Annotated in this window: 17 protein-coding genes; 3 read left to right on the forward strand and 14 right to left on the reverse strand. The window is 54.7% G+C overall.

Going from position 1 to position 17,182, the window contains the following annotated elements; genetic code table 11:
* Positions 1 to 195: 195 nt before the first annotated feature.
* The 4 genes from hemG to pepQ are packed head-to-tail and all read right to left on the reverse strand — an operon-like array spanning position 196 to position 4,177.
* The gene (gene hemG / locus JK231_RS13545) at positions 196 to 732 is read right to left on the reverse strand and encodes a menaquinone-dependent protoporphyrinogen IX dehydrogenase (protein ID WP_211728831.1); all 537 of its coding nucleotides are present in this window, start codon (positions 730 to 732) and stop codon (positions 196 to 198) included.
* 18 nt (positions 733 to 750) lie between these two features.
* Positions 751 to 2,202: a Trk system potassium transporter TrkH gene (gene trkH / locus JK231_RS13550; protein ID WP_034827948.1), complete on the reverse strand. Its 1,452-nt coding sequence runs from the start codon at positions 2,200 to 2,202 to the stop codon at positions 751 to 753.
* Positions 2,203 to 2,228: 26 nt separating this feature from the next.
* Positions 2,229 to 2,846, reverse strand: coding sequence for an IMPACT family protein (locus JK231_RS13555; protein ID WP_034827946.1), 618 nt, complete (start codon positions 2,844 to 2,846; stop codon positions 2,229 to 2,231).
* Positions 2,846 to 4,177: a Xaa-Pro dipeptidase gene (gene pepQ / locus JK231_RS13560; RefSeq protein ID WP_034827944.1), complete on the reverse strand. Its 1,332-nt coding sequence runs from the start codon at positions 4,175 to 4,177 to the stop codon at positions 2,846 to 2,848. Before pepQ ends, JK231_RS13555 begins: the two co-directional genes overlap by 1 nt.
* 186 nt (positions 4,178 to 4,363) lie before the next feature.
* Between pepQ and fadB the strand changes: the two genes are divergently transcribed.
* Both fadB and fadA read left to right on the forward strand, forming a co-directional pair.
* The gene (gene fadB / locus JK231_RS13565; RefSeq protein ID WP_211728832.1) at positions 4,364 to 6,547 is read left to right on the forward strand and encodes a fatty acid oxidation complex subunit alpha FadB; all 2,184 of its coding nucleotides are present in this window, start codon (positions 4,364 to 4,366) and stop codon (positions 6,545 to 6,547) included.
* A 10-nt stretch (positions 6,548 to 6,557) separates the two neighbouring features.
* A complete protein-coding gene (gene fadA / locus JK231_RS13570; protein WP_211728833.1) occupies positions 6,558 to 7,721 on the forward strand; it encodes an acetyl-CoA C-acyltransferase FadA in 1,164 nt (387 codons plus the stop codon).
* Between the two features lie 45 nt (positions 7,722 to 7,766).
* Here the strand turns inward: fadA and fre are convergent, their stop codons facing one another.
* The 3 genes from fre to pepE form a co-directional block, all read right to left on the reverse strand.
* A complete protein-coding gene (gene fre / locus JK231_RS13575) occupies positions 7,767 to 8,468 on the reverse strand; it encodes an NAD(P)H-flavin reductase (protein ID WP_160833391.1) in 702 nt (233 codons plus the stop codon).
* Between the two features lie 31 nt (positions 8,469 to 8,499).
* Entirely contained in the window at positions 8,500 to 9,984 is a 1,485-nt protein-coding gene (ubiD, locus tag JK231_RS13580) for a 4-hydroxy-3-polyprenylbenzoate decarboxylase (protein WP_160833390.1), read from the reverse strand.
* 74 nt (positions 9,985 to 10,058) lie between these two features.
* Entirely contained in the window at positions 10,059 to 10,790 is a 732-nt protein-coding gene (gene pepE / locus JK231_RS13585; protein WP_211728834.1) for a dipeptidase PepE, read from the reverse strand.
* Between the two features lie 216 nt (positions 10,791 to 11,006).
* Between pepE and rfaH the strand changes: the two genes are divergently transcribed.
* On the forward strand, positions 11,007 to 11,495 hold the full coding sequence (gene rfaH, locus JK231_RS13590; protein ID WP_038643771.1) for a transcription/translation regulatory transformer protein RfaH: 489 nt from the start codon (positions 11,007 to 11,009) through the stop codon (positions 11,493 to 11,495).
* On the opposite strand, the gene tatD is transcribed toward rfaH, so the two are convergent.
* The 7 genes from tatD to ubiE form a co-directional block, all read right to left on the reverse strand.
* The gene (gene tatD, locus JK231_RS13595) at positions 11,492 to 12,274 is read right to left on the reverse strand and encodes a 3'-5' ssDNA/RNA exonuclease TatD (RefSeq protein WP_211728835.1); all 783 of its coding nucleotides are present in this window, start codon (positions 12,272 to 12,274) and stop codon (positions 11,492 to 11,494) included. The two genes, rfaH and tatD, sit on opposite strands and share 4 nt — an antisense overlap.
* A gap of 83 nt (positions 12,275 to 12,357) precedes the next feature.
* Positions 12,358 to 13,125 carry a Sec-independent protein translocase subunit TatC gene (tatC, locus tag JK231_RS13600; protein WP_034827926.1) on the reverse strand — a complete coding sequence of 256 codons (768 nt, stop codon included), beginning with the start codon at positions 13,123 to 13,125 and terminating at the stop codon, positions 12,358 to 12,360.
* A 2-nt stretch (positions 13,126 to 13,127) separates the two neighbouring features.
* Positions 13,128 to 13,793 carry a Sec-independent protein translocase protein TatB gene (gene tatB / locus JK231_RS13605; protein ID WP_211728836.1) on the reverse strand — a complete coding sequence of 222 codons (666 nt, stop codon included), beginning with the start codon at positions 13,791 to 13,793 and terminating at the stop codon, positions 13,128 to 13,130.
* A 9-nt stretch (positions 13,794 to 13,802) separates the two neighbouring features.
* Positions 13,803 to 14,048: a Sec-independent protein translocase subunit TatA gene (gene tatA, locus JK231_RS13610; RefSeq protein ID WP_038643775.1), complete on the reverse strand. Its 246-nt coding sequence runs from the start codon at positions 14,046 to 14,048 to the stop codon at positions 13,803 to 13,805.
* Positions 14,049 to 14,158: 110 nt separating this feature from the next.
* Positions 14,159 to 15,796, reverse strand: a complete 1,638-nt coding sequence (gene ubiB, locus JK231_RS13615; RefSeq protein ID WP_097118529.1) for a ubiquinone biosynthesis regulatory protein kinase UbiB — start codon at positions 15,794 to 15,796, stop codon at positions 14,159 to 14,161.
* A complete protein-coding gene (locus JK231_RS13620) occupies positions 15,793 to 16,398 on the reverse strand; it encodes an SCP2 domain-containing protein (protein WP_097118528.1) in 606 nt (201 codons plus the stop codon). The genes ubiB and JK231_RS13620 overlap by 4 nt, the downstream gene beginning before the upstream one ends.
* A 6-nt stretch (positions 16,399 to 16,404) precedes the next feature.
* Entirely contained in the window at positions 16,405 to 17,163 is a 759-nt protein-coding gene (ubiE, locus tag JK231_RS13625) for a bifunctional demethylmenaquinone methyltransferase/2-methoxy-6-polyprenyl-1,4-benzoquinol methylase UbiE (protein WP_097118527.1), read from the reverse strand.
* Between the last annotated feature and the right edge of the window lie 19 nt (positions 17,164 to 17,182).

The raw sequence follows: 17,182 nt of genomic DNA on the forward strand, positions 1-17,182 counted from the left end.
TTTCCTCCTTCAGAGTCAAACACTTTTTTCAGCGTTTTTCTCCGGCGGGATGAATTTCTTCACTCCCTGCTGAGCCGTCTGCGTTGCCGCTTTGCCGTCTCAGTGGTGGCGCATTATAGGGAGTTATTCGGAGCTGACAAGGGTTTATTGCAAAAAAATGATCGTTCGACCTAAATTTAGCCACAACGCTTTATTTCACAACGATTTGCCTGGTAACTGCACAAAATCCTGGGCAAAAACCGCCACTTTATTCCAATCGGTGTATTCCACTTCTTTAGAGGTATCGGTCTCACCGCCCGTCATACGCATAATCAGTTGAATCATGACACGGTCAAACCAGCGATAGTGGGGATAACGCAACGCGCCGGCAAACACCGCACAGCAATCTGGCTGCCAGGGTGACTGCTCCAGGAACTTATGCGTATAGGCGTTGGTTACTGGCGTGCACTTATCCGCTTTACGCGCCGTAAGATTGACGCTGAAGAAGCCACTGACGCGCTGATGCAGCTCAGCCTTATGCTGAGTAACAAACTTCATTAATGCCGGATGGAAATGTCCGTAACGAATTGAAGCGCCAATCAGCACGCGATCATACTGCGACCACTCAACCTGCTGTACTTCCAGTAAATCAATCACGTCACACAGCTGCTGCGGCGCTAGCGTCTGTGCAATACGCGCTGCGATCTCACGGGCTTGCCCATCACGGCTGGAATATAGAATCAATGCTTTCATTAGATAATCCTGTTTCTCTTATTCACGCCAGAAGGTCGGGGTGAACAGGACCAGCAGTGTGAACACCTCAAGGCGTCCAAACAGCATGGTTAAAATCAAAATCCACTTAGCGACGTCATTCATAGACGTGAAGTTATCCGCTACAACACCTAAGCCTGGGCCGAGGTTATTCAGCGTTGCGGCAACCGCAGCGAAAGCGGAGAAGTCATCGACGCCCGTCGCGATAATCGCCAGCATGCTGAGTAAGAACACCAGCGCATAAGCAGAGAAGAATCCCCATACCGCTTCAAGGATACGCTCCGGCAGTGCGCGATTACCCAACTTGATGGTGTAGACCGCGTTCGGATGCACCAAACGCTTAAGCTCACGCGACCCCTGCTTAAACAGCAGCAGAATACGAATCACCTTCAAGCCACCGCCAGTCGATCCCGCCATACCGCCGATAAAAGCCGAACAGAGCAACAGTACAGGCAGGAATAATGGCCAGCGCGCAATACTATCGGTGGTAAAGCCAGCAGTCGTTGCCATCGACACCACCTGGAAAAAGGCCTGGTTCAATGTTTGCCAACCGCTGGCATAGACGTTGTGGAACCACAGCACTACCGTACAGATCAGCACTAACGTCAGCTGTACGCCAATAAACATGCGAAATTCGGGATCGCGCCAGTAAACTTTGAGGCTGCGGCCGCTCAATAAAGAGAAGTGCAAGCCATAGTTACAGCCCGAGATCAGCAGGAACACCGCCACGATGGTATTGATGGTAGGACTGTTGAAGTAGCCGATACTCGCATCATGTGTAGAAAAGCCACCAATCGCGATGGTCGAGAAGCTGTGACCGATGGCATCAAACACCGGCATGCCCGCCAGCCACAGCGCCACCGCACAGGCCACGGTAAGTAAGACATAGATTAGCCACAGCGTTTTAGCCGTTTCCGCAATACGCGGGCGCATCTTGTTATCTTTTAACGGCCCCGGCATCTCAGCACGATAAAGCTGCATGCCACCCACGCCCAGAATCGGCAAGATGGCCACCGCCAGTACAATGATCCCCATACCGCCCAGCCATTGCAGCATCTGACGATAGAACAAAATCGCTTTCGGTAAGGTATCAAGGCCCACCAACGTAGTGGCGCCCGTGGTGGTCAGCCCAGAGAAGGATTCGAAGAAAGCATCGGTAACCGAAAGGTGCGGCTGTTCGGCAAAAATGAAAGGCATCGCACCCACACTACCCAGCACCGTCCAGAACAGCACGACGATCAGAAACCCTTCGCGCGGTTTAAGTTCGGTTTTCTTTTTGCGATTAGGCCACCACAGCAGCGAACCAATCACAATCGCCATCATAAAGGTCTGGCTAAACGCGCGTCCGGCGCCATCGCGATAAATTAAGGCCACCAGCCCCGGTAGGATCATCGTCACCGAGAATAAAATTACCAACAGTCCCACGATGCGGGTAATGGCGCGAAAATGCATTCAGCCGTTCCTTTAAACAGATGCTTTTAGTTGTCCAGCGGGATGAGCGTCAGCGCGCCCCGGCTGTAATCAGAAAGGTTTTGCCGAAAGCCATCAATTTGCGGATGCGGCAACGCCAGACGTAGCGCGATACGATCCTGATAATGGCTCTCTTCAATGATGCCGTCAAAGCGTTGCAACAGACGCTCGATATCACTCAACTGGGCATAATCACATTGCAAGGTAAAAGATTGCATCGGCACTTTACGCGCACGCATCAGTTGCTTCAGCCCCTGCTGCACGCCGCCGCCATACGCTTTCACTAATCCACCGGTACCCAGCATGATGCCGCCATAATAGCGCACTACCACTGCTGTAATTTCACCGACGCCGCTACCCATCAACTGTGCCAGCATCGGTTTGCCCGCCGTGCCAGAAGGCTCACCATCATCGGAGAAACCCAGCTGCTGCGAATCATCCGGCGCACCGGCAACCCACGCCCAGCAGTGATGGCGCGCCGCAGGATGTTCCAACTTCACCTGCTGGACAAAAGCACGCGCCGCCTCAACGCCAACGGTATGCGCCAGATAAGTCATAAAGCGGCTTTTCTTAATGGTTTCCTCACTGAGGCTCACAGCCTCAGCGGGAATATCGTACGCATCCATCAGGCCAGATGCAGATCGCGCGTCATGTTTTCAACGCGATTGGCATGAATCACCACATTATCTTCGATACGAATACCACCGTACGGTTTCAATGCGTCGATCGCCTGCCAGTCAAAGTACTGGCTGTATTTGCCGCCACGCAGTTTTGCCAGTAGTGAATCGATAATGTAGAAGCCTGGCTCGATGGTCAGCACCATGCCCGGCTCCAGTACGCGGGTACAACGCAGATAAGGATACTGTGATGGTGCCGCCAGGTGCGTGCCATTGTCATCCTGCATAAAGCCTGCGACGTCATGCACCTGCAAGCCCAGCGGATGGCCCAAACCGTGCGGCATAAACGGACCGGTCAGGTCTTCCGCCACCAGCGTCTCTTCGGTCAGACCTTTCACCAAATCGAATTTTAACAATAGACGGGCAATACGCTGATGCATTTGCAAATGGTAATCGGTGTAACGCACGCCCGCTTTCAACGTCGCAATCAGCGCCAGCTCTTCTTTATTCATCGCCTCTACCATTTCGGCATAACGCGATTTGCTTTGGGCTGCATAGCTGCGCGTCAGGTCGGCGGCGTAACCAAGGTATTCCGCACCCGCATCAATCAGGAAACTGTGGCGCTTCGCCGGTGGCTGATGGTCGAGCCTGGTGTAGTGCAGCACCGCAGCATGTTCGTTAAGCGCGATAATATTGCCGTAGGGCACATCCGTATCACGATGGCCAGTCGCCGTCAGATACGCCTGGTTGATATCGAACTCACTCATACCTGAGAAGAAGGCTTCTTTCGCCGCGCGATGTCCTGCAACCGCCAGCTTCTGCGCTTCGCGCATACAGGCCAGTTCGTAATCCGTTTTGATGCTGCGATGGTAATGAAGGAAGTCGATCACGCCTTTGGGATTCACGCGATCGCTATTGATGCCGAGTTGCGTGGCGCGGGAGGGCACAGGTCCGATATAAGCCACATTGTCGCGCTGAGCCGGCAGCAGTTGCCCAATCTCATCGGCATCTTTCAGGCCCACCACCTCAACATCCTGAGTCCAGAAGCTGTTGGGCAATGGCTCGACGTTATGCCAGTAATCCACAGGTGAGTAGAACCACAACTTTGGCTTGTTAACGCCATCGATCCATAACCAGCAGTTAGGCACTTGTGTGACAGGAACCCAAGCCTTGAATTGCGGATTCACCTTAAACGGGTAGTCGTGATCGTCGAGAAAAACGGTTAACAGCTCGCCAGAGTGAATCAACATCGCATCAAGTTTAAAGCGTGCCAGCACCTGTTGCGCTCGCTGTTGCAGCGTATTGATATGCGCGTGATACAGGGTTTTCAGTGAATCCATGGACTTGTCTCCGATATCGCGAAATTGGCCGCAGTGTAGCACAGCCTCAAGTCTGTTGCCGTGCTGCACTCGCTGTGATCGGCGTATCAAATAAGCAAAGACTCGTTTGCAAAAAATTAACATGCCGCCCACACTCCAACTCATCTGGTATGACCAGATCACCTTTCGCGGTTTCAGGAGACGGACATGCTCTACCAAGGCGATACCCTTTCAGTTCACTGGCTTGATGACGGCATTGCCGAGCTGATTTTCGATGCCCCCGGTTCAGTGAACAAACTCGACACCAAAACAGTTGCCTCATTGGGCGATGCACTCAGCGTGCTGGAGCAACAGCCCGAGTTGCGTGGCCTGCTGCTCACCTCGGCCAAACCGGCATTCATTGTCGGTGCCGATATCACCGAATTCCTGTCGCTATTTGATGCGCCAGAAGAGAAGCTGAGCCAATGGCTGGCGTTTGCCAACAGCATCTTCAATCGCCTGGAAGATTTGCCGGTGCCGACTGTCGCTGCGATTGACGGCTACGCGCTGGGCGGCGGCTGCGAGTGTGTGCTGGCGACAGATTTCCGCGTCGCGACGCCTGCTGCACGCATCGGCTTACCGGAAACCAAACTGGGCATCATGCCGGGGTTTGGCGGCAGCGTGCGCTTGCCACGTTTGCTCGGCGCTGATAGCGCACTGGAAATCATTGCCGCAGGAAAAGATGTTGATGGCACCAGCGCCCTGCAACTCGGCCTGGTCGATGCGGTCGTGAGCAGCGAAAAGCTACGCGCTGCAGCACTCACAATGTTACAGGATGCCGTTGCGCAAGGCAGCTGGCAGGCGCGTCGGGCACCTAAGCTGGCCCCACTGAAATTAAGCCCGATTGAAGCGGCGATGAGCTTCACCATTGCCAAAAGCATGGTGATGCAAACCGCAGGCAAGCATTATCCCGCGCCTATCATCGCGGTGAAAACCATTGAAGCGGCATCCGGTTTACGTCGTGACGATGCATTGAAACTGGAAACCGCTGCATTCGTGCCGCTGGCACAAAGCGATGTGGCGCGCGCGCTGGTCGGTATCTTCCTGAACGATCAATATGTCAAAGGCCTGGCGAAAAAGCACAGCAACACAGCCGGTGCACCGCAGCAGGCCGCCGTGTTAGGCGCAGGCATTATGGGGGGTGGGATTGCTTATCAGTCGGCATGTAAAGGCGTGCCGGTGAAAATGAAAGATATTAATCCGCAGGCGCTGACGCTGGGGATGACGGAAGCTAGCAACCTTCTTAACAAGCAACTGGAACGCGGCAAGATTAACGGTGCCAAACTGGCGAGCGTCCTCACGACGATTCAGCCCACGCTGGATTACGCCGGTTTCGAACGTGCCGATGTGGTGGTCGAGGCCGTGGTCGAGAACCCGCAAATCAAGGCCAAAGTGTTGGCAGAAACCGAGCAACATCTGCGCGATGATGCCGTACTCGCCTCCAACACATCGACCATTCCGATTAGCCAGCTGGCGCAATCGCTGCAGCGTCCAGAAAACTTCTGCGGCATGCACTTCTTTAATCCCGTACCACGCATGCCACTGGTTGAGGTCATCCGTGGCGAGCAGACCTCAGAAGCCACCATCAGTAAAGTAGTGGCCTGGGCCAGCAAGATGGGCAAAACGCCGATCGTGGTGAATGACTGCCCAGGTTTCTTTGTGAACCGTGTGTTGTTCCCCTACTTTGCCGCTTTCAGCCTGCTGCTACGCGATGGCGCTGATTTCCGTCAGATCGATAAGGTGATGGAGAAACAGTTCGGCTGGCCTATGGGCCCGGCCTGGTTGCTGGATGTGGTGGGCATTGATACCGCCCATCACGCACAACAGGTGATGGCGCAAGGCTTCCCTTCCCGCATGCAGAAAGATTACCGCGACGCGATTGATGTGCTGTTTGAAGCCAAACGCTACGGCCAGAAAAACGGCCTGGGCTTTTACAGCTGGGAGCAAGATAAAAAAGGCAAAGCCCAGAAGAAAACCGATCCGGCTGTTGATGCGCTGCTGGAACCGATTTGCGAGCCGAAACGCGTGTTCAGTGATGAGGACATTGCTAACCGTATGATGCTGCCAATGCTCAATGAAGTGGTGCGCTGCCTCGAAGAGAAGATTATCGCCTCACCGGCTGAAGCCGATATGGCGCTAGTGTACGGCCTCGGTTTCCCTCCATTCCGTGGCGGTGCCTGCCGTTATATGGACACGCTCGGCAACAGCAATCTGGTCGACAAGGCCAAACGATATCTCTCCCTTGGCCCGCTGTATGCGTTACCCGAACTGTTAGTGCATAAAGCGCATCAACAGCAAAGCTGGTATCCCGCAGCCCAACCGATTGACGAAGCGACACTGCAAAGTGCCTGAGGTAATGAATATGGAAAAGGTAGTCATAGTTGATGCAGTGCGCACACCAATGGGACGCTCAAAAGGCGGAGCATTTCGCCAGGTACGCGCGGAAGATCTCTCGGCGCATCTGATGCGCGAACTGCTGAGCCGCAACCCCGGCGTTGATCCGGCCTCTCTGGATGACATCATTTGGGGATGCGTGCAGCAGACGCTGGAACAGGGCTTCAACATTGCGCGTAACGCAGCACTGCTGACCGAAATTCCGCACCGCGTGCCCGCCAGCACGGTGAATCGCTTATGCGGTTCGTCAATGCAGGCGCTGCACGATGCGGCACGCGCCATTATGGTGGGCGATGCGCACAGCTGTTTGATTGGCGGCGTCGAACATATGGGCCATGTGCCCATGAGCCACGGCGTTGATTTCCATCCGGGTTTGGGCCGCACCGTGGCAAAAGCCGCTGGCATGATGGGATTAACCGCTGAAATGCTGGCGCGCATGCATCACATCACCCGTGAGCAACAGGATGCCTTTGCGCTGCGTTCACATCAGCGCGCCTGGGCTGCGACTCAACGCGGCGATTTCAAACGCGAAATCGTGCCGACCTATGGCCACGATGCCGATGGCGTATTGAAACGCTATGAAACGGATGAAGTGATCCGCGAAGATACCACGCTGGAAGGGTTGGCTGCGCTGCGTCCCGCGTTTGATCCGGTCAACGGCACCGTTACGGCGGGTACATCATCGGCACTCTCCGATGGCGCGGCTGCCATGTTGATCATGAGTGAAAGCCGCGCGCGCGAACTCGGCCTGACCCCGCGTGCACGTATTCGCAGCATGGCGGTGGTCGGCTGTGATCCTTCCATCATGGGTTACGGTCCAGTGCCAGCCAGCAAACTGGCACTGAAGCGTGCCGGATTAAACGTGCAGGATATTGATCTGTTTGAGCTTAACGAAGCCTTTGCCGCGCAGACACTGCCGTGCATTAAGGATTTGGGATTGCTGGATCAGCTTGATGAGAAAGTGAATTTGAATGGCGGCGCGATTGCGCTGGGGCATCCGCTGGGATGTTCGGGGGCGCGTATCAGCACGACGCTGCTCAATCTGATGGAACGTCGTGATGCGCAATTTGGTCTGGCGACCATGTGCATTGGCTTAGGCCAGGGGATCGCGACGGTGTTCGAACGCGTTTAATACGTTGAAGCACGTGTTCCCGCCCTTTCGGGCGGGCTTTTTTACTCAGATAAAGGCAAACGCATCGCCAAACATCTGCGCTTCAACTGCACCACGTTCCGCACAAAAACGCTCACGTGCAATCTTTGCCATCTCAAAGCGACCCGCAATATAGATATCGTGCTCGCTGAGAGTTTCATAGTCCTGCATCACGGCGGTCAACACCGTGCCACTACGTCCATCCCAACCCTCTGCGGGTTGTTCTACCACCGGAATCACCTTGAGATGAGGATGCTTGACCGCCAACGCGTTCAACTCATCCAGATCGTACAAATGCATCAATTCCCGGCCGCCCCAGTAGATGGCGATATCGCGGTCTGGCTGCTGCGCCAGTGCCGTCAGCAGAATCGAACGTGCATAGGAGAAACCGGTGCCGCCCGCGATCAGAATAATGGGGCGATCGCTGTCTTCACGCAGCCAGGCATCGCCATGCGGCATATCCACCGTGATTTGACGATCGTCTTTGATGCGATCCATCACCGCCATCGCGTAGAGATTGAGGTCAGATGCGCCAATGTGCAGCTCAATGATGTCTTTTTCCATCGGGGTTGAAGCCAGTGAGAAGGGGCGCTTATCACGCTCATCCATCACCACCATCAGATATTGCCCCGCGCGGAAAGTAAACTCCGCCGCCGGAATCAAACGAACGCGGTAAACGGTATCCGTAATCGCTTCGACCGAAGTCACCTTGCAGTTTAACGTCGTCATACGTGCCCTTTTTTATGGTTTTCTGCCGCCTTTAGCGCTGCGGCGGCTCGGCAAAGATAGCTAACTCATCCCAAATGGCGTCAATACGCGCGGTCACCGCCGGATCTTTCACAATCGGTGTGCCCCATTCGCGAGTGGTTTCGCCCGGCCACTTATTGGTGGCATCAAGTCCCATCTTCGAGCCCAGGCCGGAAACCGGAGAGGCGAAGTCGAGATAGTCAATTGGCGTATTCTCCACCATCACGGTATCGCGCGCCGGATCCATACGCGTGGTGATCGCCCAAATCACATCGTTCCAGTCTCGTGCGTTGACGTCGTCATCGCATACGATCACAAACTTGGTATACATAAACTGGCGCAGGAAAGACCAGACGCCAAACATTACGCGCTTGGCATGCCCGGCATATTGCTTCTTGATCGTCACCACCGCGAGGCGATAAGAACAGCCTTCCGGCGGCAGATAGAAATCGACAATTTCCGGGAACTGCTTGATCAGAATCGGCACCAGCACTTCATTCAGCGCCACACCCAATACCGCAGGTTCATCCGGTGGACGACCGGTATACGTTGAATGATAAATCGGGTTGCGACGTTGCGTTACGTGCGTCACGGTAAATACCGGGAAGCTGTCTATTTCATTGTAGTAGCCTGTGTGGTCGCCGTAAGGGCCTTCTGGCGCCATGTCACCCGGTTCGATGTAACCTTCTAAAACGATCTCTGCGCTGGCTGGCACTTCAAGATCGTTAGACAGGCACTTCACCACCTCGGTTTTATTACCGCGCAGCAAGCCAGCAAAAGCATATTCCGACAACGTATCGGGTACCGGCGTCACGGCGCCCAGAATCGTGGCCGGATCGGCACCCAGCGCCACGGACACCGGGAAGCGTTCGCCCGGATGGGCTTTGCACCACTCCTGGAAATCCAGCGCGCCGCCGCGATGCGACAGCCAGCGCATGATCACGCGGTTTTTGCCGATCACCTGCTGGCGATAAATACCCAGATTCTGACGTTCCTTATGCGGACCACGCGTGACGGTTAAGCCCCAGGTAATCAACGGCGCGGCATCGCCCGGCCAGCACTTCATTACCGGGATGCGCGACAGATCGACATCATCACCACTGAAGACCTCTTCCTGACACGGTGCATTGCGCAGGCGCTTGGTCGGCATGTTCAGCACTTGTTTGAACTGCGGCATTTTATCGAACAGATCGCGGAAACCTTTTGGCGGCTCGGGTTCTTTCAGAAACGCCAGCAGCTTGCCCACTTCACGCAGCGCGCTGACCTCTTCCTGTCCCATGCCCATCGCCACACGCTTAGGTGTGCCAAACAGGTTACACAATACGGGCATGTCGTACCCTTTCGGGTTCTCAAACAGCAGCGCCGGACCGCCGGCACGCAGGGTGCGATCGGCAATTTCGGTCATCTCCAACTCAGGATCGATCTCCTGAGTGATGCGCTTTAACTCGCCGCGCTGCTCCAGCAACGCGAGGAAGTCTCGTAAATCCTGATATTTCATGCGGCGTTAGCTTCCAGCCAGGGTGAATTGGCCATTATAGGTCTGATTCACGCCGGCGTGTTGTGGTTTGTGGTTCAAGCTGGCTGACAGGAGAAAGGCACCAGCGATTGAATGGCCAGCACATCGTGATGTGCGGCGATTGGCTCACCATGACCGAACACTTTAAAGTCTTCGCCGCGCGCGCTGTAGTAACGCAGGCGGTTTTCACTGACGTGCAGGAAACTGGCTTCTCGCAGGGCGATCACCGACTCATGTGGATTGACGGCGCAGAACTCCGCCAGACGCTCATCACGCGTTTCCCCCATATGCCCGCTGACGTGAGCATCCAGATAGTGCGGATTGATCTGCACCGGGAACAGGCCTAATGCAGGCAAGACCACGCTGCTGCGCACCGGCATATCGTTGGTGGTACGGATCGATGGCGTAGCCACATTGCAACCGGCGCTCCAGCCGATGTAAGGCACATCTCGCTCACGCACGGCACGCTGAATCGCCACGATCAGTCCGTGCTCATGCAGCATCTGATTGAGGAACCAGGTGTTGCCGCCGCTCACCAGGATCAACTCCGCCTGTTCAATCGCCGCCACCGGGGAGTCAAACTCATGCACGGTGCGCACCTGAATACCCAATGAGTCAGACAGGTCTTGTGCACGCTGCGCATGGTCACCACGAATGATGGCATAGGGTACCAGTACGGCCGAGGTGATACCGCGTTGGGCGATCATTGCGTGCAGTTGTGGGTGAGCGTAGCTCAACAGTGGCGCGTCTTCGGCCACTTTGCCATTACTTAATAAGAACAGTTCCATCAGCCAGTCCTTTTTCAAATGAGAGCGAAGGATGGGGAAGGAGTCTGATACAGATGGTCATCAGCCGTCAATTTTCTTGCAAGAAAGCGTTAATAAGCCGCACCAATCGGAAAATTCGTAGTGATTTTTATTTCACAGCCGCGTTTCCACTGGCCGATGCGCTATAACTCTGACAGCAGGTTTGTTATTCTTAGCGTCCAATATTTGGGAGCAGTTATGGAATCCTGGTACTTACTCTATTGCAAACGTGGACAGCTGTTGCGCGCGAAAGAGCATCTTGAGCGGCAGGAGGTGAATTGCCTCAGCCCGATGATCGCTCTGGAAAAGATTGTGCGCGGCAAACGCACCACGGTGAGTGAGCCGCTTTTTCCCAACTATCTGTTTATCGAATTCGATCCGGAAGCGATTCACACCACCACCATCAGTAGCACGCGCGGCGTCAGCCACTTTGTGCGCTTTGGCGCGCAACCGGCAACGGTCTCCAGCGAAGTGATTGAAGCGCTGCAAACCGATGTGCCGCAAATTATGCTGGATCCAGAAACGCCACAAAGCGGTGATGAAGTGATCATCACCGAAGGGACTTTTGAGGGGCTGCGCGCTATTTTTGCCGAGCCTGATGGCGAAACCCGCTCGGTGTTACTGCTAAACCTGCTCAACAAACAAGTGATGCGCAGCGTCGACAACAAACAGTTCCGTAAGCTTTAAACCAGTTTAAACAGCTGACGTGCGTTGTGATTGACCTGCGCACCCAGCGCTTCAGCCTCTTCCCCACGCCAGTTCGCCACCTGCTGCACAATATGCGGCAGGAAACAGGGCTCGTTTCGACGCGAAGGCGGCCGTGGATGCATATCACGCGGGAGCAGATAAGGCGCATCGGTTTCCAGCAGCAGACGCTCGGCTGGAATCAATGGCAGCATCTCACGCAATTCCAGGCCACGACGTTCATCGCACACCCAGCCGGTAATGCCCACCGATAAGCCCAAGGCCAGGCACGATTCCAGTTCATCACGCGTGCCGGTAAAACAGTGTGCCACCGCGCCCGTCAATTTCGGCAGCCACGGCTCCAGCACTGCAACAAAACGATCGTGTGCTTCGCGGCAGTGGAGGAACACCGGCAGTTGTAACTCTGCTGCCAGCGCCAGCTGTGCATCAAAGGCATACTCCTGCTGGTCGTGCGCCGAGAGATTGCGGTTAAAATCGAGGCCGCATTCACCGATGGCCACCACTTGCTCACTCTCTGCCAGACGGCGCAGCGTGTTCGCCGTCTCCGCCGACCATTCACTGGCGTGATGCGGATGCACGCCGGCTGTAGACCAGCAGTAGCCAGGATGCTGTGCCGCGAGCTGACGCGCCTGCTGGCTCTCCAGCGCATTGGTGCCGGTAATCAGCAGGCCGGTGACGCCTGCTTCGCGCGCGCGTATAACCACCTGATCGCGATCTTTTGCGAATTGCGTGCTGGTCAGGTTTACACCGATATCAAACATGTCTTCTCCCAAATAAAAACCGCCCAATGTGTGGGCGGTTTAGATTCTTAACGCTCATCCCGCTCGCGTGCGGGAATGCCTTGTCAGGATTCGGTATTCTGTTCCTCATCCTCTGAATCTGACGCCTTGCGCCCTTTACCCACATAGTAACGGGAGAAGAATACGCCGACTTCAAACAGGCAGTACATCGGAATAGCGAGCAAAGTTTGCGAGAAAACATCCGGCGGTGTGAGCAGCATCCCAACAACGAACGCGCCAACCAGAATGTAGGGGCGTTTCTTTTTCAAATCCTCTGGCGAGGTAATGCCGGTCCAGCACAGCAGAACAATCGCAATCGGTACCTCAAACGCTACGCCAAATGCCATGAAGAGAGTCATGACGAAGTCGAGATAATTGGTGATATCAGTAGCAATGGTGACGCCCTGTGGCGCGGTTTTGGCAAAGAAGCCAAACGCCAGCGGGAACACGATGAAGTAAGCGAAAGCCACGCCAACGTAGAACAGCAGCGTACTGGAGAACAGCAGCGGCATCACTAGCTTACGCTCATGGCGATACAGCGCAGGCGCCACAAAAGCCCACACCTGATACAAGATCACCGGCACCGCAAGGAACACCGAAACAATGATGGTGAGCTTTATGGGGGTGAAGAACGGTGAAGCCACGTCAGTGGCGATCATGCTGGCACCGGCCGGCATCTGGCTAATCAGCGGCGAAGCCACTAAGTGATAGATGTCGTTGGCGAAATAAACCAGGCACAAAAAGATAGCAAACACCGCAATAATGCAGTTCAGCAAACGCTTACGCAGCTCAATCAGGTGGCTGATGAGCGGTTGGGTATCTTCAACGGCCATGTTTATCTTTCATCTTTTATGGTGGGGGTGGGCGTCGCATTCTGCGCGGTATTAACAGATGCCGCAGCCTCTGCTGTTACCGGTTGAGGTTTCTGAGCCGGTGCGCTGGCCGGGTGCTCTGCCGCCACCGCCTGAGGTGCCTGAGCCGGTGCGCTGGCCTGATGCTCTGCCGCCACCGCCTGAGGTGCCTGAGCCGGTGCGCTGGCCTTGTGCTCTGCCGTCACCGCCTGAGGTGCCTGAGCCGGTGCGCTAGCCTGATGCTCTGCCGCCGCGGGGGTGACCGGAAGCTGGCTTACCGATTCAGAAGATGTGCCTGCAGACGACGGTTGATGAATGGTGTTCGCTTCATCTTCCGCTTTTTCGATATCGATGCTCTGCTGCACAGAACGCTTCATCGAATCGGCGGTTTTACGCAACTCTTCCATCGACTCTTTCAGTTCCGGTGACAGTGAGCCACGGCCCGCTTCCTCAACCTTTTTCAGGCTGTCCTGCAATTCCTGCAGTTTCAGCTCCTGCGCCAGTTCGTTTTGCACGTTAGCAGCCAGGGAGCGAATCGCCCGAATCCAGCCCACGACGGTTTTCACCGCAACCGGTAATCGTTGCGGGCCAAGAACGATCAGCCCGATAACGAACACCAATACCAGTTCACTAAAACCAATATCGAACACAGTTAACCCTTACTTGTCCCGGGCGTCGTCTTTACTCGCCGAGGTTTGCTGTTTGTCTGCCAGAGTCTTGGCGTTGAAGTCAGCGTCCTGCTCTTTCGGTTGATCCTTTTTATCGTCCTCATCGCCCATGGCTTTTTTGAAACCACGAATGGAAGAACCTAAATCCGAACCCAGGTTACGAAGTTTATTGGTACCGAACAGAAGAACAACAATGACGGCAATGATTAACAATTGCCAAATACTGATACCGCCCATGAGATATGCCTCTAATATTCTGTGAAAAACTTTGAATTGAAACGCACAGAAAGCCCGTATGAATTCGGGCTTTAGCCTGCGACATTACGCGATTTGCACCAGGCAAACAATCAGTTTGTCTTGCGCCAGCCTATCAGCCAGGTGACGATGCCAGCGGCCATTAATAAGGCGGGGAAGAAATCCCAGTCGGGTCGACTTAACAGCACCGCAGTGCCACTTAATAACAGTGTAGCCCCTACGCCAAACAGATAACGTGCCTTGTGATGGCGCGTACGTTGCGCATTCATATCGCTGACCAGTTTATCGACGCTGTGCTGCAATAATTTATGCTGACGCATGCTGTCGTAGAACAGTTCAGGCAACTCCGGCAGTTTTTCAGCCCAGAATGGCGCCTTCTCTTTCACTGCGCGCAGAATCGCAGGAATGCCGATCTGATCTTTGATCCAGTCTTCGAGGAACGGCTTCGCGGTTTTCCACAGATCGAGCTGCGGATAAAGCTGACGGCCAATGCCCTCAATGTAGAGCAGCGTTTTCTGTAACAGCACCAGTTGCGGCTGCACTTCCATATTGAAGCGACGCGCGGTGTTAAACAGGTTAAGCAGCACGTGGCCAAAAGAGATCTCAGCCAGCGGCTTCTCGAAAATCGGCTCGCAGACGGTACGAATGGCGAACTCAAAATCTTCCACATTGGTATCCGGCGGTACCCAGCCTGAATCCACATGCAGTTCTGCCACTTTACGGTAATCACGGTTAAAGAAGGCGATGAAGTTTTCCGCCAGATAGCGCTTATCTTCTTTATTCAACGAGCCGACAATGCCGCAGTCAATCGCGATGTACTGCGGATCTTCTGGATGGTCATAGCTAACGAAGATGTTGCCGGGGTGCATGTCAGCATGGAAGAAGCTATCGCGGAACACCTGGGTGAAGAACACCTGCACGCCGCGTTCTGCCAGCAGCTTCATGTTGACACCATGCTTCTCCAGCGTCGCCACATCAGAAATGGGAATGCCGTAAATACGTTCCATCACCATCATCGATTCGCTGCAGTAATCCGAGAACACTTCCGGCACATACAGCATCGGGCTCTGCTCAAAGTTACGACGCAGCTGAATGGCGTTCGCCGATTCACGCAGCAGATTGAGTTCATCAATCAGGGTCTTTTCGTAATCGCGCACCACTTCAACCGGGCGCAGACGACGACCATCCGGCAACAGACGAGGAACCCAATGCGCCATGCGGTAAATCAGCTTCATATCCGCTTTGATCACCGGCAGGATGTCCGGGCGAATCACTTTGATCACGACGTCACGGCCGTTAGACTTAAGCGTAGCAGTGTGAACCTGCGCAATCGAAGCAGAAGCCAGCGGCTTAATATCAAAATCGTCAAACCAGGTGTCGACAGGACCGCCAATGGATTGTTCAATCTGCTGCTGGGCTTTCAGCCCATCAAAAGGCGCCACGCGATCCTGCAACACCGCCAGTTCATCGGCGATGGCCGGTGGGAAGAGATCGCGGCGCGTCGAAAGCATCTGACCAAATTTGATCCACACTGGACCAAGTTGCTCCATTGCCAGACGAATGCGCACGCCCGTCGATTCATTTTTGTGCTTGTTAGGGATCCAGAAAATACAACGTCGCCAGATACGAAGCGGCAACGTGATGCGCATGTGAGGAATCAGTTCATCAAGCCCGTAAGTCAGAAAGACCTTGATGATGAAGTATAAGCGCCGAATTTCTCCCAGCGTCATTTCGCCTCCAGCTGTGCTAAACGCGCTTCGAGCGCATTAAGCGAACGTTCCATCGCTTCAACCTCTTCACAGAACCACGCCAGCTCCAGTGCACCGGGCGCAACCCGCCACTCTTCCGTCAGCACCTGACCGAGATAATCCTGCCGACGTGTCACCTGTCGCTGCACAAATTTCAGCGCCTGCTGAGCAGCCTGACTGACACCCTGCGCGGCAATGTCGCCGATCCACGGCGCCAGATACTCGGCTGGATCGAGCTCAGCGAGATCCATTAGCGCAGAGAATTGCTGAACCACTTGCAGATCGCCTTCCACGTCCAGCTCACCGCTACGGATCAAACTGGTCAGCTGCTGGCGATCGCGCAGTTTCGGCAAGGTGCTGAGGCGCAGGCTCACGCTACAGTCGCTGCTGTCCTGCCAGTCACTCAGCACATCCAGCTGCGATTCGCTAAACACCAGCACCAGCGGGAAATCCAGCTCCTGCAGGCGCAGCATCAGCACTTTACCTGCCAGACGTTGACGCGCGGCTTTCAGGCTACGATCACGATACAGAACACGATTGAGGGCGGTTTCAAGGCCGCCCGTGATTAGCGGGGTAAAAGTCATGATCAATCAGAACTTAAAGCCGCGATGCAACGCCACAATACCGCCGGTCATGTTGAAGTAAGTGGTATTTTCAAAACCCACATCGTTCATCATCGCCTTCAGGGTTTCCTGATCGGGATGCATACGAATCGATTCTGCCAGATAGCGATAGCTATCGGCATCCTGCGCCACCAGCTGCCCAATACGCGGCAGGATGTGGAAGGAATAGGTATCGTAGGCTTTGCTCAGCGGTTCCAGCAGCGGTTTGGAAAACTCCAGCACCAGCAAGCGTCCGCCTGGTTTCAGCACCCGGAACATCGAGGCCAGCGCCTTCTCTTTTTCGGTGACGTTACGCAAACCGAAAGAGATGGTGATGCAATCGAAATAGTTATCCGGGAACGGCAGCGCTTCGGCGTTGGCCTGCACATAGCTGACGTTGCCTGACACGCCCATATTGCGCAGCTTCTCGCGGCCCATCTTCAGCATCGAGCTGTTGATATCCGCCAAAACGACCTGACCCGTCTCGCCCACCAGGCGAGAGAATTTTGCTGTCAAATCGCCGGTACCGCCAGCCAGATCCAGCACACGCTGACCACGACGCACGCCGCTGCTGTCGATAGTAAAACGCTTCCAGACACGATGGATGCCAAACGACATCAAATCGTTCATCAGGTCATATTTTGCCGCTACGGAATGAAACACGTCCGCGACTTTATCGGCCTTTTCGCTTTTCGCGACGGTCTGAAAGCCAAAATGGGTAGTTTCCTGCTGTGATTCATCTGCCATCGGGTTTACCTGTTCCACA

The sequence above is a fragment of the Pantoea sp. JGM49 genome (assembly GCF_018257655.1).
GTDB lineage: Bacteria > Pseudomonadota > Gammaproteobacteria > Enterobacterales > Enterobacteriaceae > Pantoea > Pantoea communis.